Source organism: Oleidesulfovibrio vietnamensis, from assembly GCF_055388115.1.
The window spans coordinates 466,530-482,386 of the sequence record NZ_AP042419.1; the positions used below are offsets into that span (position 1 = coordinate 466,530).

10 protein-coding genes are annotated in these 15,857 nt (G+C 60.2%); 4 read left to right on the forward strand and 6 right to left on the reverse strand.

Annotated elements, in window-relative coordinates; all coding sequences use genetic code 11:
- Window position 1: 1 nt before the first annotated feature.
- The 5 genes from ACZ5D1_RS02035 to ACZ5D1_RS02055 form a co-directional block, all read right to left on the reverse strand.
- A complete protein-coding gene (locus ACZ5D1_RS02035; protein WP_011366536.1) occupies window positions 2–1,486 on the reverse strand; it encodes an efflux transporter outer membrane subunit in 1,485 nt (494 codons plus the stop codon).
- Window positions 1,476–4,643, reverse strand: a complete 3,168-nt coding sequence (locus tag ACZ5D1_RS02040) for an efflux RND transporter permease subunit (RefSeq protein WP_027181686.1) — start codon at window positions 4,641–4,643, stop codon at window positions 1,476–1,478. Before ACZ5D1_RS02040 ends, ACZ5D1_RS02035 begins: the two co-directional genes overlap by 11 nt.
- A gap of 3 nt (window positions 4,644–4,646) precedes the next feature.
- Window positions 4,647–5,846: an efflux RND transporter periplasmic adaptor subunit gene (locus ACZ5D1_RS02045; protein ID WP_011366538.1), complete on the reverse strand. Its 1,200-nt coding sequence runs from the start codon at window positions 5,844–5,846 to the stop codon at window positions 4,647–4,649.
- A 46-nt stretch (window positions 5,847–5,892) separates the two neighbouring features.
- Window positions 5,893–6,363 (reverse strand): MarR family transcriptional regulator, encoded by a 471-nt coding sequence (locus ACZ5D1_RS02050; RefSeq protein WP_011366539.1) that lies wholly within the window; start codon window positions 6,361–6,363, stop codon window positions 5,893–5,895.
- 190 nt (window positions 6,364–6,553) lie between these two features.
- Window positions 6,554–7,435: a THxN family PEP-CTERM protein gene (locus tag ACZ5D1_RS02055; RefSeq protein WP_011366540.1), complete on the reverse strand. Its 882-nt coding sequence runs from the start codon at window positions 7,433–7,435 to the stop codon at window positions 6,554–6,556.
- Window positions 7,436–8,188: 753 nt separating this feature from the next.
- Between ACZ5D1_RS02055 and ACZ5D1_RS02060 the strand changes: the two genes are divergently transcribed.
- From ACZ5D1_RS02060 to glpK, 4 genes are all read left to right on the forward strand, one after another.
- Window positions 8,189–9,154 (forward strand): sugar-binding transcriptional regulator, encoded by a 966-nt coding sequence (locus ACZ5D1_RS02060; RefSeq protein WP_011366541.1) that lies wholly within the window; start codon window positions 8,189–8,191, stop codon window positions 9,152–9,154.
- Window positions 9,151–10,788, forward strand: coding sequence for a glycerol-3-phosphate dehydrogenase/oxidase (locus ACZ5D1_RS02065; RefSeq protein ID WP_011366542.1), 1,638 nt, complete (start codon window positions 9,151–9,153; stop codon window positions 10,786–10,788). Before ACZ5D1_RS02060 ends, ACZ5D1_RS02065 begins: the two co-directional genes overlap by 4 nt.
- An 81-nt stretch (window positions 10,789–10,869) precedes the next feature.
- Window positions 10,870–11,625 carry an MIP/aquaporin family protein gene (locus tag ACZ5D1_RS02070; RefSeq protein ID WP_011366543.1) on the forward strand — a complete coding sequence of 252 codons (756 nt, stop codon included), beginning with the start codon at window positions 10,870–10,872 and terminating at the stop codon, window positions 11,623–11,625.
- 30 nt (window positions 11,626–11,655) lie between these two features.
- The gene (glpK, locus tag ACZ5D1_RS02075; protein ID WP_011366544.1) at window positions 11,656–13,149 is read left to right on the forward strand and encodes a glycerol kinase GlpK; all 1,494 of its coding nucleotides are present in this window, start codon (window positions 11,656–11,658) and stop codon (window positions 13,147–13,149) included.
- Window positions 13,150–13,251: 102 nt separating this feature from the next.
- Here the strand turns inward: glpK and ACZ5D1_RS02080 are convergent, their stop codons facing one another.
- A complete protein-coding gene (locus ACZ5D1_RS02080; protein WP_464555739.1) occupies window positions 13,252–15,810 on the reverse strand; it encodes an ABC transporter permease in 2,559 nt (852 codons plus the stop codon).
- Between the last annotated feature and the right edge of the window lie 47 nt (window positions 15,811–15,857).

Here is a 15,857-nt window from a genome sequence, read left to right on the forward strand (position 1 = left end):
GTCAGCGCTGACTGCTTCCGGCGTCCTGCGCCGTCTGCTGCAGTGCTTCCATGGTCTGCCATCCGCCGCCCATGGATTTGTAGATGCGTACCAGGCTGTCCACCACGGCGCCCTTGCTTACTGCCAGCTGGTCTTCGTACGAGAGCAGCGACCGGCGGGCTTCCAGCACGTCGCTGAAGTCCACAAGGCCGTTCAGGTACTTGTCCTGCGCCAGTTCAAGCGCTTCGCGGGCTGCCAGTGTGGCTGCCTGCAGCGCGTCACGGCGGTTCTGTTCTTTGGCGTAGTCCGTCATGGCCGTCTGGGCTTCATTCAGCGCGGCCAGCACCGTGTGCTGGTAACGGTGCAGGTACTGTTCCTGCACGGCTTCAGCCACATCTATATTACGGCGTATGGCTCCGGCGCGGAAAATGGGCCAGCTGATGCCCGGCCCGAAACTGTAGACCTGACTGCCGCTTTCAAACAGGCTGCTCTGGGCAAACGATTCCAGCCCGATGGAGCCGACCAGCCGGAATTTGGGGTACAGTTCAGCCGTGGCCACCCCCACTTCAGCGGTTCTGGCTGCCAGCGTGCGTTCCGCCATGCGGATGTCGGGCCGGTTGCGCAGCGCGTCTGCAGGTATGCCCACGGCCACACTGACCGGTGGCATGGGTATGGGGCGCCGGGTGATAAGCTCGGCATGCAGCGTGTCGGGCTGCTGCCCCAGCAGCAATGCCAGCCGGTTGATGGCGGCATCCAGCTTGGACTGCAGTGCGGGAATCTCGGCGCGGGTGCTTTCAAGGCTGTAGCGCGCCTGCTGCACACCCAGCGCATCGCTCAGGCCGGAATCGTAGCGCGAGGCGACGATTTCATAGGTTTCTTTCTGTTCTTCAAGGTTGGCCTGAGCCACGGAAAGCCGGGTCTGGTAGGTGCGCACGTCCACGTAGGTGGATGCTATTTCCGCCAGCATGGATACGTATACATCGCGCAGGTCGGCTTCGCTGGCTTCCAGTTCGGCTCCGGCGGCTTCAACGGCACGGCGCGTGCCGCCGAAGATGTCTATTTCCCATCCGGCATCAAATCCGGCTTTGTACAGGTCACGTTCCTTGCCGTCGTATCCCGCGTTTTCAGACTGTTGGCCGGTGGACAGGCTGCCCGAGGCATCCAGCGTGGGGTACAGGTCCGCCTCGCTGATGCCCAGACGGGCCCGTGCGGCGCGGACGCGGGCCCGGGCTTCCTTCAGGTCAAGGTTGCCGGTCACGGCGCGCTGCATCAGGCTGTCCAGCATGGGATCTTCCAGCACTTTCCACCATTGCGACAGCGCGGTGGTGGCGTTTCTGGTCTGCCGCAGGCCGGAAACGTCCTCCGTGCGCCATGCGGCGGGCGAATCCAGTTCCGGTGCGGTATAATCCGGCCCCACGGCGCAGCCGCCTGCAAACACTATGGTCAGCAGAGCGGAGGCCAGCAGCCCGTTTCTGCGCGGCGTGGCGTATGCCTTGTTATGCGTCATTGTTGCTCCCCGTATCGGTCAGTTCTGCGTGCGCGGCGTCGCGCCTGCGGTGTACCCAGTCCATGGTTCTGGTGCGCATGGTTTCAAAGGCGGCATACAGCGGCGGGATGAAGAATATCCCCACCATGGTGGATGCCAGCATGCCCGCGAACACCGTGGTGCCGATGGACTGACGGCTGCCTGCACCGGCACCCTGGGCGATGACCATGGGGAACACGCCCAGAATGAACGAGAACGCCGTCATGAGCACCGCACGGAATCTGATACGCGCGCCGGTGGTGGCGGCTTCCATGATGGAGGCGCCCTCAAGCCGTTTGTCGCGCGAGAATTCCACGATGAGGATGGCGTTTTTGGCCGCCAGCCCCACCAGCAGCACAAGCCCTATCTGGGCGTATATGCTCAGCGGCATGCCTGCTATCATCAGCCCCGCCAGCGCGCCGCCGGAGGCGAACAGAATGGAGAGCATGACAGGCAGCGGCGTTGTCCAGCTTTCGTACTGTGCCACAAGGAACAGGTAGCCGAACAGCAGTGCCAGTCCCACAAGAATGCCGGTCTGTCCCTGCGTCTGCTTTTCCTGATAGCTCTGGCCGGACCATTCATAGGTGTAGCCTTCGGGCAGTGTTTTGTCCGCCAGTTCCTCGAACAGGTCCATGGCCTGACCGGAGCTGAAGCCCGGAACAGGTATGGCCATTATCTGCGCCGAGGGGAACTGGTTGTAGCGCGAGTAGCTTTGCGGTCCAAGCACTGTCTCTATGGTTGCTATGCTGCCCAGCGGCACCATGTGTCCGTCACCGCTGCGCACGTGCAGGCGGCTGATGTCGTCCACCGCATTGCGGTAGTCGTTTTCGGCCTGAATGTTGACCTGAAACGCGCGGCCCAACATGTTGAAGTCGTTTATATACCGCGAACCGAGCTGTGTCTGCAACGTGGCGAATACGTTGCTGACGGCCACACCCATGCTTTCCGCCTTTGCCCTGTCCAGCTTGATGAACACCTGCGGCACGTTGGCGGAATAAGAGCTGAACGCGGCCATTATTCTGGGGTCGCTGTTGGCCGCGATGAGCATGGAGCGCACTGCGGCGGCCAGTTCCTGAGGGCTTTGACCCTGCGTGGCCAGCACGCGGAAGTCTATGCCGCCCGCCATGCCCAGACCGGGAATGGCCGGCGGCAGCAGTACGCGGGTGTTGGCGTAAGGGATGGCGTTGAAGGCCACGGTCATTTTGGCCTGCAGGGCCGTTGCGTGCAGCGAAGCATCGCTGCGTTCGTCCCACGGGAGCAGGTTGGCGATGAGCAGACCGGAGTTTGCCCCGCGGCCGCTCAGAAAGCTGAAGCCGTTGATGCCCAGCACTTCCTGCATGCCGTCCATGGTTTCCATCTGTGCGCCGATTTCGTCAATCACATTGCCTGTTCTGGGCTTTGCGGCTCCGTCGGGCAACTGCACATCCACAAACAGAGCGCCCTGATCTTCATCGGGAACAAAACTGGTGTGGATGCTGTTCATCATGTAGTACGTGCCCGCGGCCACTGCCAGAAAGAGCACGCCGGAGATGACCATCTTGCGGATGAGCCATGCCGTGCCGGAAACAAAGCTGTTGCGGCACTTGTTGAGCACCGTGTTGAACACGGCCAGAGGTCCGTGCTGATGCATGCGCACCGGCCGCAGCAGAATGGCGCACAGCGCGGGGCTGAGCGTCAGCGCGTTGACCGAAGACAGCAGCACCGACGTGGATATGGTGACCGCAAACTGCCGGAATATGTTGCCGGTGATGCCCGAGATGAAGCCAATGGGCACAAAAACGGCCAGCAGCACCAGCGTGGTGGCGATGACCGGCCCGGTCACCTGTTCCATGGCCTTGATGGTGGCCTGAGGCGCGGGCAGTTTTTCCTCGTACATGATGCGCTGTACGTTTTCCACCACCACAATGGCATCGTCCACCACCACGCCGATGGCCAGAATGAGCGCAAACAGGGTGAACGTGTTTGCGCTGTACCCCAGCGCCATGAGCACCGCAAATGTGCCCAGCAGCGAAACAGGGATGGTCAGCGTGGGAATGAGCGTCGCCCGCAGGTCCTGCAGGAAGATGTATGTCACGCCCATGACCAGCGCAAAGGTGATGAGCAGGGTGAGGATTATTTCCCACAGCGCGGCACGCACATAGTCCGTGGTGTCGTACATCAGCCGGTATTCCACGTCTTCGGGAAAGAATCTGGAAAGCCGGTCGAGTTCTTTGTTCAGGTTTTCAACGGTATCCAGAGCGTTGGCTGTGGGGCTCTGGTACACGCCCAGCGCAATGGCGGGGTGTCCGTTGAATGTGGCCTCTGTGCCGTAGTCCTTGGCGCCCAGCTCCACGCGCGCCACATCGCCCAGACGCAGCAGGCCGCCTGTGTCGTTGCTGCGGATGACAATGTTGCGGAACTCTTCCACCGTGGTCAGACGGCCTTTGGCGCGTACGGTGAACGTGAGCTGCTGGTCGGGCGAAGACGGGGCGGAGCCCACACTGCCCGCGGCAGCCTGAATGTTCTGCGAGCCGACGGCTTCAATGACTTCCTCGGGGCTTACCTTGAGCGCGGCCATTCTGTCCGGATCAAGCCAGATGCGCATGCTGTAGTCTTTGGCACCGAACACCGTGACGTCGCTGACGCCGTTCACGCGGGTAAGCGCGTCTTTGATGTTTATGCTGACGTAGTTGCTCAGATAGAGCGAGTCATGCGATCCCTGAGGGGAGATAAACGAGTATACAGCAAGCATGTTTGAGGATTTCGAACGGATGGAAACCCCCTGCTGCTTGACTTCCGTGGGCAGAACAGGTTCTGCCAGCGCGACGCGGTTCTGCACGTTGACCTGTGCTATATCGGGGTCCACATCAGGCCCGAAGGTCACGGTAAGTGAGTAGTTGCCGCTGTTATCGCTGCTGGACGACATGTAGACCATGCCTTCGACGCCGTTGACCTGCGACTCGATGGGCGCTGCCACGGTATCGGCCAGAACCTGTGCGCTGGCACCCGGATACGCGGCCGAAACCACGATTTCCGGAGGGTTGATCTGAGGGTACTGCGCCACGGGAATGGTGAACATGGTCACCAGACCGGCAATGGTGATGACCAGTGATATGACCATCGCCAGCCGCGGGCGGCTTACAAACAGTTTGGCGATCATGGGCTACTCCTGACCGCGGGTGGCGTCAAGCTTGGGTTCCACGGGCTGGCCCACGCGGGCTTTCTGCAGTCCGTGCACAATGATGGTTTCGCCGCCCTGCAGTCCGTCTTCCACAACCCAGCTGGCGCCGACGGTTGCTCCGGTGACGATGCGGCGTACACTCACCACGTTGCCTTCTCCCACTACCAGTACAAACCGGCCGTCCTTGTCTTCCTGCACGGCTGCCTGCGGTACCACCGGGCGCGGCTTTGCGGCGGCCTTGGTCAGTTCCACGGTTACATAACCGCCCGGCAGCAGCAGCTGGCCCGGGTTGTCAAACACCGCGCGCACGGCAATGGTGCCGGTACGGGCATCTATTTCGTTATCCACAAAATCTATGCGTCCCTGTGCGGGGTAGACCGTTCCGTCGGAAAGGCGCAGGCGCGGCACAACCACGTCGGAAAATGAAACCTCGCCCGAAGGCAGCGGAGACACTTGCCGGCTCATGGCCAGATAATCCTGCTCGTTCAGCGAAAAGACCACACGGATGGGGTCTACCTGTACGATGCGTGCCAGCGCTCCCGTGGAGGGAGTCACAAGGTTGCCCTTGGTCACCTGAACACGACCGATGCGTCCGTGAATGGGAGCAGTGATGGTGGTGTACCCCAGATTAAGTCTGGACTGCTCAAGCGCGGCCATGGCTTCCTGCAGCTGGGCCTTTGCCTGCAGCTGGTCGCTGACTGCCGCGTCCATGTCTGCCGCGGCCACACCGCTTTTACGGGTGGAACGCAGGCGCTTTAAGTATTTTTCGGCCCTGTCCAGCGAAGCCTGTGCCTTGTCCACGGCGGCGGCGTCGGCGTTGACACGGGCACGGTAGGTTGTCTGCTCGATGACAAAAAGAACGTCACCGGCGTTTACCATGCCGCCTTCGGTGACGTTTACTGCCGTGAGATATCCTTCGACTCTCGGCTGCAGGTCCACTGCCTGAATGGCTTCAACCCTGCCCACATATGCCTGCGGGGGGTTGGCGTCCTTCACCTGAACTTTTTCCACGGTGACGGCGGGGGCAGGGCCTTGTGCTCCGGCGCCGGGCGCCGCATAGGCAAAGGTGGCCAGCACGGTGAACCACAGCAGTACCGATGCCGTGAATACCGCGGAGACGTGAACTGTGCGCGATGTTGCCGGTGCAGGATGACCGGATCGCAGATGACAATGGTTATGCATACGTAAATCCATAAAAAAAGTTTGTGGAATCCCGACGAGTGCCCGTCTATCGGGTCGTTTCCAGTTCTCTGATGATGATATCCACCACTTCTGACCAGCAGCGCATGCGTTCTTCTCCGATGATGGATGAAATGCCGGCAAGCTTTTCATTAAGCAGCTGATCGGATGCCAGTAAATAACTTTGCAGCGGGCCGGAAAGCGAGATGCGTACCGCCCGTCTGTCTTCCGGACAGTTCCGGCGTTCAAGGATGCCTTTTCTTACCAGCGCGTTCACCATGGTGGAGGCGGAAGAAGGGGAAACCTCCGCTTTTTCGGCCAGTTCTTTAAGCAGCATGCCCGGACGGCCCGATTCGGTATGGTCACGGATGATCATTACCATACGTATCTGTCTTTGGGTAAGGTTGCTTATGGGGTCGTTGCCCAGTCTGCGCGAAAGCTCACGGGTGCTGTAATCGCCCAGTGCGGCAGCGGATTTGAAATGGCGCTTCCAGATGGGATGGCGTTGGAGGTTGCTCATGATCAGGCTCCTGTAAAATAAATAATTCGATGGAGCGAAGTATGTCTGTTTTCAAATAATGTCAATACACATAATTCGACACTGGTGTATGTTTATGGCTGCGGGCGCTATAACATGCATGATTGTATTTAAAATTTCCACAAAAAAATAAGGCGGGCAGATGCCCGCCTTGTTCTTTGGAGTTTTGTGGCTATGCAGAACGGCGGCGCAGACGTCCGGCTACGCCCAGCAGGCCCAGTCCTGCGCCGAGCAGCAGCAGGGTGGAAGGTTCCGGCGTGGCCACAATGGCCACCTGTGTCAGCCGCGAGTTAAGGCCGCCTTCACCGGTTATCCAGCCCACTGCCAGCGACGGGTCACCGAAGTAGTCAGGGTCGTTGGCAAGGAACTGCTGATAGCCCGCCGGGATGGGATCAAATCCGCCCTCGAACGAGAATCTGTATTCCTGACCGCCATAGACGAAAGATTCAGTTGTCGCTTCGGGATTGAGCAGTACAAACAGGTCATCCGGCATGCTGCCCGAGTTGGGAGTTTCATAGAAGACAAAGTCGAGAGTGGTGGAGAACGGCGGCAGCGAAGGATCGCCTGCGGGAGTGAGCGTGAGCACCGCCCGCACCACGCCGCGCTCCAGCTGGATGCTGCCTGCGTCGATGGCCTGATTGTTATGGTTGAGCACAAGCCCGTCTTCGGCGGGACCGTTGGTGGTCAGCGTGCCGCCGGCAGGGGTGATAAACAGCGAGCTGGTTGTTGCTCCGGGCAGAACATCACCCAGATCTTCACCGAATCCGGTTCCGTCCGCGATGTTGCCCCACGAGATGTTTCTGTAAGCGTTCTGGATGCCGGGCGAAAAGACTCCGCCCTCGAACACCCACGAAAGAGCGACCGGATCTGCCCCTGTGATGCCCAGAGCAGGGGCGTCAGCCGTGCCTGTGGTGCCTACCGTGGTGTCCCAGCTGATGAAGGCGCCGTCCACGGTATAGGTCCAGTCAGTGACAATGGCAGCCGAGGCGTTGAAAGCCAGCGTTGCTACCAGAACCAGTGCGGTTGCGATAATGCGGGAGATTCGGGTTGCCATAGAGGTATCCTCCTCGGCAGTAGCCTTTGATGGTGGCAAAGGTGGTGCCACTTCATTTGCCTGTCGTGATGCATTAGGTGTGCCGAAGAAAATAAATTTTATATATCAAGATATTAAAAAAACTGCTTTGCCTGAGGGGGGTAATCCGCTGTCAGATAAGTCGACAAATCAGGCAGGATTCCGGCCTGAATGCCATTCCATGCAGTAAAAAATAATTGTTTCAGCGTGATGTATGCAGGCAGCAGGATAAGGGGCGTGTAATGAGTTCCGACAGACAGCCGTTGCGGCTGCGTGCGCAAACGGGCCTTTGCAGATAAAAAGTTTTTTATGGCGGTGTATTATGAATTCTTGTCAAGAAAATGTGACTTTTGTATTGCATAATTCACACGGGGTGACATATGTTCATACTGTGAACATATGTTAAACGCGGCGGTCACAGCAATGTACGCAGTAAGGCAGCACCATAGCATAGTCAGTCAGGCAGAGGCAGCATGTTTCTGTCGCTCCGGCGTGTGCGGCTGCCGTGTCCCGCTGCCTGCCGGGCTATGGAAAAAGCTCTCCGCATTCCGGCCTGCCGGTGTGTATCTTTCTCCTCCCGGCATATGCTCACATGCAGGAGTAATGCAGAACAGCCCTGAAGCCGCCTGTTGCGGAACCAAGGGCTTTTTTCATGCCGTTTGTACACTCACTCAATGTCTGTTGCAGGTCGTAAGGCATGCCTTGCGGCCGGCATACGCATAAGGCTGGTGGACGATGTCCGGATATTCGCATGAAGAACGCGAACTGCTGAGCAGGATTGCATGGGCGTACCATGTGAACGGCATGACGCAGGCCGAGGTGGCCGACTGGCTGGGCGTGAGCAGAGCACGGGTTGTCCGGCTGCTGCAGGTCTGCCGCGACGAGGGGTTTGTCCAGATTATCGTCAATACGGACAGAGCCGTGTGCAATGAACTGGAGCGGCAGCTCGAGGCTGCATTCGGTCTCCGGCGGGCCATCGTCATTCCTGCCCCTGCCAATCCGCGGCAGCTTAACCATAATCTGGGACAGGCGGCGGCGCATTATCTTTCGGGCGCGCTGCGCGACGGTAATTCGCTGGGACTGGGCTGGGGCACCACCGTGGCCGCTGCGGCCTCATCCGTGCCGGTGGAGCCGGCGCAGGGGCTTACCGTCGTTTCCATGTACGGCGGGCTGCCCTACAGCATTGTGGTCAATCCTTATGAAATCGTGACAACGTTTTCGCGCAGGCTGAAAGCCTCGCAAACCTACTATATCGCGGCGCCCATGTTTGCGCCCAGTCCAGAGTCCTGCCGGCTCCTGAAATCACAGGAACTGTTCCGCTCTGTCTATGCACGCGCCATACAGGTTGATATCGCCCTCATCGGTCTGGGTGAACTGGCGGTGAACGCGACCAACATCGTTCTGGGCGCCATCACCCGCGAAGACTTCCGCTCGCTGGTGGATGCCGGTGCCGTGGGCGAAGTGTTCGGTGCGTTTGTGGATGCCGCAGGCCAACCGGTGGATCATCCCAAGAACCATTGTTTCATGGGGCCCACTCTGGAAGAGGTGCGCAGCATTCCGTTGCGCATTGCCGCGGCGGGCGGTCCCAGCAAAACGGCCATCCTCAGAGCTGCTCTGGTGGGCGGCTTTGCAGATGTGCTTGTGACGGACGAAACCACGGCAGGGACGCTGCTTATGGCAGAAACCGGAGGTGAATCATGAAAAGAGAAGAATTACTGGACCGCCTGAAGGCCGATAAGGAATTCGACCTGCTTGTTGTCGGCGGCGGAGCCACCGGCTGCGGCGTTGCGCTGGACGCAGCCACCCGCGGACTGGATGTGGCGCTGGTGGAACGGGCTGACTTTGCCGAGGGGACAAGCAGCAAAAGTACAAAGCTGGTGCACGGCGGCGTACGCTATCTTGAAAAGGCTGTGCTCAAGCTGGATAAGGAACAGTTTGATCTGGTGCGCGAAGGGCTGAAGGAACGCGGGCTGCTGTTGAAGAACGCTCCTCATCTGGCGCATCCGCTGCGGCTTATCACACCGGTGCACACGGCACGCGAGGCCGGGTACATGTATGCCGGACTGGTGATGTATGACCTGCTGGCCGGCAGGCTGGGGCTGGGGCGCAGCAGGCTTGTGACGCGTAAAAAGGCGCAGCAGCTTTTTCCCACGCTTAATCTGGATGGCTACAAGGCGGCGGTCATATATTATGACGGTCAGTTCAATGATGCCCGTATGGCCGTTACTCTGGCCCGTACGGCCAACCTGCACGGTGCCACCTGCGCCAACCATGTGGAAGTGACCGCCCTTGTGCGCGAGCACGGTAAAATACGCGGAGCCGTGGTGCGCGACAACCTGACAGGTGACGAATGGACCATCAGGGCGCGCGGTGTGGTCAATGCCACCGGCCCCATGGCAGACAGGCTCAGACATATGGACGACACCCGGCTGCCCGATATCCTTAAAGTGAGCTCGGGTATCCACATCATGCTGGATGCCGGATTCACTCCCCCCGATCTTTCATTGATGATTCCCAGAACAGAGGACGGGCGTGTGCTCTTTATGATTCCGTGGATGGGACATGTGGTGTTCGGCACCACAGATGAACCCGCCACGCCGGAATACAGCCCGGTACCCGTTGAAAAGGATGTGGAATACCTGCTGGAATATGCGCGCAGATATCTGAACCGCCCCGTGGACCGCAGTGATGTGCTTTCCGTGTGGAGCGGGCTGCGGCCGCTGGTGTTTGCATCGGGCAAATCAAGCACGCAGGAACTGGCCCGTACGCATGTCATCGAGGTATCACCCGGCGGGCTGCTGACCATTACCGGCGGCAAGTGGACCAGCTACCGGCGTATGGCCGAAGACACCGTGGACAGGGCCGATTCGCTGTTCGGTTTCAATCTGCGGCGTCCGTGCGTGACGGAAAAGCTGAAGGTGCTGGGATCACGCGGGTATGTGCCCGGCGCCCATGCCGAACTGGCCCGAGAATACGCGGTGTCAGAAGAGCTGGCAGCAGCGCTGTACACCACATACGGCGATGAAGCCTGCGCGGTGCTGCAGGTGGCCCGCGAAACTGGATTCACCGAACCTCTGCATCCCGACCACCCGTATATCGGGGCGGAGGTTGTGTATCAGGTGCGGCACGAAATGGCCTCGCATGTGAGCGATGTGCTGGTGCGGCGCCTGCCGTTGGGACTTGTGAATATTGCCCATGCCGTCGAAGTCGCCCCCGTTGTGGCGGAAATCATGGGCAGCGAGCTGAGTTGGGACCCGGCCCGGTGCAAGGAGGAATCGGATGCCGCCATAGCCATGCTGCACAGCTGGCATATGCCGCAGGGCAGCGAAGGGTAGCAACGGGGATTGTATCTGTGACTCGGAAAATGCGGCGCAATGGGCGGCGCACCAACATGATTCAAGGATTGCGGAGGATGTATGAAGGAACTGTCTCTGGGTAAGGAACTCGTTTCCGAGTTCATGGGCACACTGGTGCTCATTCTTTTCGGTACCGGTACGGTAGCCATGACCGTGCTGTTCGGCGAAGCCCTTAACATCACCTGGGCAAACATCACCCTCGGGTGGGGTCTTGCGGTGCTTCTGGGCGTCATGGCCGGTCTGCCTTCCGGTGCACACATCAACCCTGCGGTCACTCTGGGGCTGGCTGTGACGGGCCGATTCCCCTGGCGCAAAGTGGTGCCCTTCACCCTTGCCCAGACCGCAGGCGCATTTGTGGGTGCGGCTCTGGTTTTTATCGACTTCAAGGCCAAGTGGCTGCTCGTGGACCCCAATCTGGCCAGTACTGCCGGTATTTTCTGCACCTTCCCCGCCATTCCCGATTCGTTCATGCCCGGCTTCATCGACCAGATAATCGGCACCGCCATTCTGCTTTTCGGCATTCTGGCTGCCGGTGACTTTGCCGCAAAAAATAATGCCGGCTGGTCCGTGCCTTTCATCGTTGCTCTGCTGGTTACCGTCATCGGTATGGCTCTGGGCGCCATGAACGGGTACGCCATCAACCCCGCCCGTGATTTCGGTCCGCGTCTTTTCGCGCTGGTTGCCGGATTCACGCAGGCAAACCTGATGGATATTTCCATCGTGCTCACGCCCATCATCGGTCCTTTCATCGGCGGTGCCGTGGGTGCCGTGGTGTACGACTGGACCACCGGCGCCGTGCATAAGGCTCAGAACTAACAACGTGTAATCTCCCGCAAGGAGGACGAAATGAGCAAATACATTCTGGCACTCGATCAGGGCACAACCAGCTCCCGCGCCATTCTGTTCACCCGCGAGGGCGACATCAAGCAGATCGCCCAGAAAGAGTTCACGCAGATATACCCCCAGCCCGGCTGGGTTGAGCATAATGCCAACGAAATATTCGACACCCAGTCGTGGGTGATGACCGAATGCCTGCAGCGTGCCGGCGTCAACGCCAGCGAAGTGGCCGCCATAGGCATCACCAACCAGCGTGAAACCACCGTGGTGTGGGACAGAAAAAGCGGCGCTCCCGTGCACAACGCCATTGTGTGGCAGGATCGCCGTACCGCCTCCATCTGCGATGAAATGAAAAAACGCGGACTGGCGGAAACCATCCGCGAAAAAACCGGCCTTGTCATCGACGCCTACTTTTCGGGCACCAAGGTCAAATGGATTCTGGATAACGTGCCCGGCGCCCGTGCAAAGGCGGAACGCGGCGAACTGTGCTTCGGCACCATCGACACGTGGGTTATCTGGAACCTGACCAAAGGCAAGGAACACGTCACCGACGAATCCAACGCCAGCCGTACCATGCTGTTCAACATCCACACCGGTGACTGGGATGAAGAACTACTCAAGATTCTGGATGTTCCGCGTTCCATGCTGCCCCGCGTGGCCGGTTCTTCCGAAGTGGTGGCCGAAACGCATCCCGAGTTCCTCGGCAAGGCTGTGCCGGTTTCCGGCATCGCCGGCGACCAGCAGGCTGCCACCTTCGGCAACGCCTGCCTTACCGAAGGGATGGCCAAAAACACCTACGGTACAGGCTGCTTCATGCTGCTGAACACCGGCAAGCAGGCTCACATCAGCAAAAACAACCTGCTGACCACCACCGGTTGGAACACGCCTTCCGGCCGTTACTACTGCCTTGAAGGCAGCGTGTTCATCGCCGGTGCCGTGGTGCAGTGGCTGCGTGACGGTCTGGGGATTATCCAGAGCGCTCCCGAAGTGGAACAGCTGGCACTGAGTGTGCCGGACAACGGCGGTGTGGTGCTTGTGCCTGCATTTGCCGGTCTGGGTGCACCGCACTGGGACCAGTACGCACGCGGCACCATGGTGGGCGTCACCCGCGGTACCACCAAGGCGCATATAGCCCGTGCCGCGCTGGAATCCATAGCACTGCAGACGCTGGATATCATGGACTGCATGCAGAAGGACGCCGGAATCAATCTGGCTGCCCTGCGTGCGGACGGCGGTGCCACCCGCAACAACCTGCTCATGCAGTTCCAGGCAGATGTGCTCGGTGTGCCTGTCGAGCGTCCCAAAGTGACGGAAACCACCGCGCTGGGCGCTGCGTATCTGGCAGGTCTTGCCGTGGGCTTCTGGAAGAGCGAAGACGAAATCACCGCCATGTGGCAGCTTGACCGTCGTTTTGAGCCGAACATGAGCGCCGAAGTGCGTGAAAAGCTGGTCTACAACTGGAAGCGCGCCGTGGAACGTTCCAAGGAGTGGGCGGAAGACTAACCGCCGCGTACTGATATGACCATACGGTGCGTCCGCAGCGGCGTGCCATGAAAGTGCAGGCACCCCCGTCCGCAACAGGGCGGGGGTGCCGTATTATTGGGGTTATTCATCCCGCAGGTAGGGTGCCGGTTTTTTGCCCAGTGCCGAGACTGTGCCTGCCAGTCCGAAACACAGTGAAAACAGGGTGCCTGCGGCGATGGTGGCGGCCACGGCGTCCGGCTGCACGGTAAAATGCAGCCCCAGCAGCCCTTCAACGGCCACAAAGGCGGCCAGTGTGCCCGTGGCCGCGCTGAAGATGCCTGTGGCTGTGCCGGAAACAGCGAATTCCGTCACCAGCGCCAGCACTATGTCGGTACGGGTGGCGCCGCAGACCTTGTAAATGACGGCGTCGTAGATACGCTGGTGTCTGTCTGCCAGTATGGCACCCGCCAGCACCAGCAGGCCGGTTGCCAGCAGCACTCCGGCCATGGCGCGGAAGACAGTGCCCATGCGCTCCATGATGCCGCGCACATCGGCCAGTATCTCGCGCATGCTGAATACCGTGATGTTGGGATATTCCGATGTTACCGTGCGGTACAGCCTGTCCATGGCCTCGCCTTTGCCGTATGCGGTCATGATCCACGTGACAGGGGCCTTGTCCAGCAGCCCCGGAGCAAACAGTACGGCGAACTGCAGCTGAAAGGTCATCCAGTCCACATTGCGGATGTTGGCAATGGTGGCTTCGGTTTCGCGGCCCAGAATGTTGAAGGTCAGCGTGTCGCCCACAGACACCCCGAAACCGCGCGCCAGATCAGCCGTCAGCGAGATGAGCGGAGGGCCGTCATAATCTTCGGGCCACCATTCACCTGCAATGATTTCAGTATCTTCAGGACGGGCCGCAGCCTGACTGAGCCCCCTGTCACCCCGGACAGCCCAGCGCACGTCCTGCGCCACCTCGGCCTGCCCGACGGGAACACCGGCAATGCGCACAATGCGGCCGCGCACCATGGGGCCTTTTTCCATGCGGGTCACACCACTGGCGGTTCCGAGCGTTGTTACCGGCTCCAGCTGGTTCTGCAGCACGTTGACAAAAAAGAAGGCCGGAGCGTCGCGGGACAGGTCGCGTTCCAGCGTGGCGCTGAGATTCTGTTCTATCTGGGCGATGGCCACCAGTGCGGTAAGCCCAAGCCCCAGCGCCAGCACAAGATGCACGGTGGGCGCCCCCGGTCTGTGAACGGCCGACAGGCCAAGCCGTATGCTGGGATGACCCGCAACAGGCAGTCTGCGGGCGATATGCTGCAGCCCCAGCGCCACACCTCTGAATATCAGTGCGCAAAGCACTGTCAGGCCCAGAAACCCCCAGGCCATGCGTTTGTCCGGTGTATACAGCAGTACCAGCCCGGCCAGAACGCCAAACGCCGCAACGGTGAGCAGCCTGCCTGCCGTGCCGCTGCCCGCCGTGCTGTCTGCAGTGTAGCCGCGGAAAAGCACTGCGGGAGAAACACCGCCGGCCTGCAGCAGAGGCCGCAGCGAAAATGCCGTGATGATGGCAAAGCCCAGCAGTGCCGCACGCAGCAGAGGCGCCGGATGCACCGCCGTGTCCAGCGGGACGGGCAGCAGCGTTTCCAGCAGGCGGCCGGCGGCCGGCGGCACCAGCGCTCCTGCCAGACATCCGGCGGCTATGCCGGCGGCGCCGATGATGAGTATCTGGAAATAATAGGTCCACAGCACCGTGCCCACGCTGCCGCCCAGACATTTCATGGTGGCCATGTGCCGGATGCGGCTTGTCATATACCCGCGCACGGCTTCGGCTATGCCCAGCCCCCCAACCAGCAGCGCGGCAAGCCCTATGAGCATCAGATCCATGTCCAGCCTGTCGAGAATGGAACGGATGCGCGGTGCGGCTTTGGTATAAGGTTCCGCCCGCCAGCCCTGTCCGTCGAACCGTTCGCCCGCAAGAGCTGTGAACGCGTTGACCTGCGCTTCCGGTGCCGGACGTCCGGTGTCGGTATGCAACCTGATGTGCATGCGGCTGTGCAGCAGGCTGCCCGGCAGTATCAGGCCTGTTTTGCGCAGCGAAGACAGACTCATGATTACCCGCGGCCCGAAGGTCACCCCCTGAAACGCCCTGTCCGGTTCGCGCAGCAGCGCGGCCCGCACGGTGAACGTCTGGTTGCCGATGCGCAGCGTGTCGCCGTTACCGATGCCAAGACGGGTCAGCAGCAGCCCGTCCGCCACCAGAGGCGGATGTCCGTTGTCCGGTTCTTCAAGCATGGCTGCAAAAGATGTTTCACGGGGGACCGCCGGACTGGTCTCCACAGTGCCGTATAACGGGTATGCCGCGTCCACGCCTTTGACTGAGACCAGCGCCGATTCGCCCGCAGAGCTACGGGCTATGCCGCGCAGCGTTATGGTGTGGCTGACTGCGCCGCGGGTTTCCAGCCAGTTGCGTTCATCTGCCTCGATAAAGGGCGCGGGCAGTCTGATGCTGGCGTCGCCGCCCATGAGCATGCGGGCGTCGCGTGATATGGCCGAACGTGCCGCTTCGGAAATGGATCCCACGGCGGCTATGGCGAAAACGCCCAGAAAGAGGCAGGACAGAAAAACGGTGAATCTGCGTTTGCCTGATCGCAGTTCGCGTATTGCCAGTGTGAACGCCAGATGCAGGTCGCGGTATGTCATATGCGGCTCCGGTGGTGCTGCTTTCCGGTGGGTATGGGGCCTTTGTA

Bases quoted from the DNA above. Each gene is read 5' to 3' on its own strand.
- ACZ5D1_RS02035 (WP_011366536.1), bottom strand. From the start codon at position 1,486: ATGACGCATAACAAGGCATACGCCACGCCGCGCAGAAACGGGCTGCTG.
- ACZ5D1_RS02080 (WP_464555739.1), bottom strand. From the start codon at position 15,810: ATGACATACCGCGACCTGCATCTGGCGTTCACACTGGCAATACGCGAA.
- ACZ5D1_RS02060 (WP_011366541.1), top strand. From the start codon at position 8,189: ATGTCCGGATATTCGCATGAAGAACGCGAACTGCTGAGCAGGATTGCA.
- ACZ5D1_RS02065 (WP_011366542.1), top strand. From the start codon at position 9,151: ATGAAAAGAGAAGAATTACTGGACCGCCTGAAGGCCGATAAGGAATTC.
- glpK (WP_011366544.1), top strand. From the start codon at position 11,656: ATGAGCAAATACATTCTGGCACTCGATCAGGGCACAACCAGCTCCCGC.
- ACZ5D1_RS02045 (WP_011366538.1), bottom strand. From the start codon at position 5,846: ATGCATAACCATTGTCATCTGCGATCCGGTCATCCTGCACCGGCAACA.
- ACZ5D1_RS02040 (WP_027181686.1), bottom strand. From the start codon at position 4,643: ATGATCGCCAAACTGTTTGTAAGCCGCCCGCGGCTGGCGATGGTCATA.
- ACZ5D1_RS02070 (WP_011366543.1), top strand. From the start codon at position 10,870: ATGAAGGAACTGTCTCTGGGTAAGGAACTCGTTTCCGAGTTCATGGGC.
- ACZ5D1_RS02050 (WP_011366539.1), bottom strand. From the start codon at position 6,363: ATGAGCAACCTCCAACGCCATCCCATCTGGAAGCGCCATTTCAAATCC.
- ACZ5D1_RS02055 (WP_011366540.1), bottom strand. From the start codon at position 7,435: ATGGCAACCCGAATCTCCCGCATTATCGCAACCGCACTGGTTCTGGTA.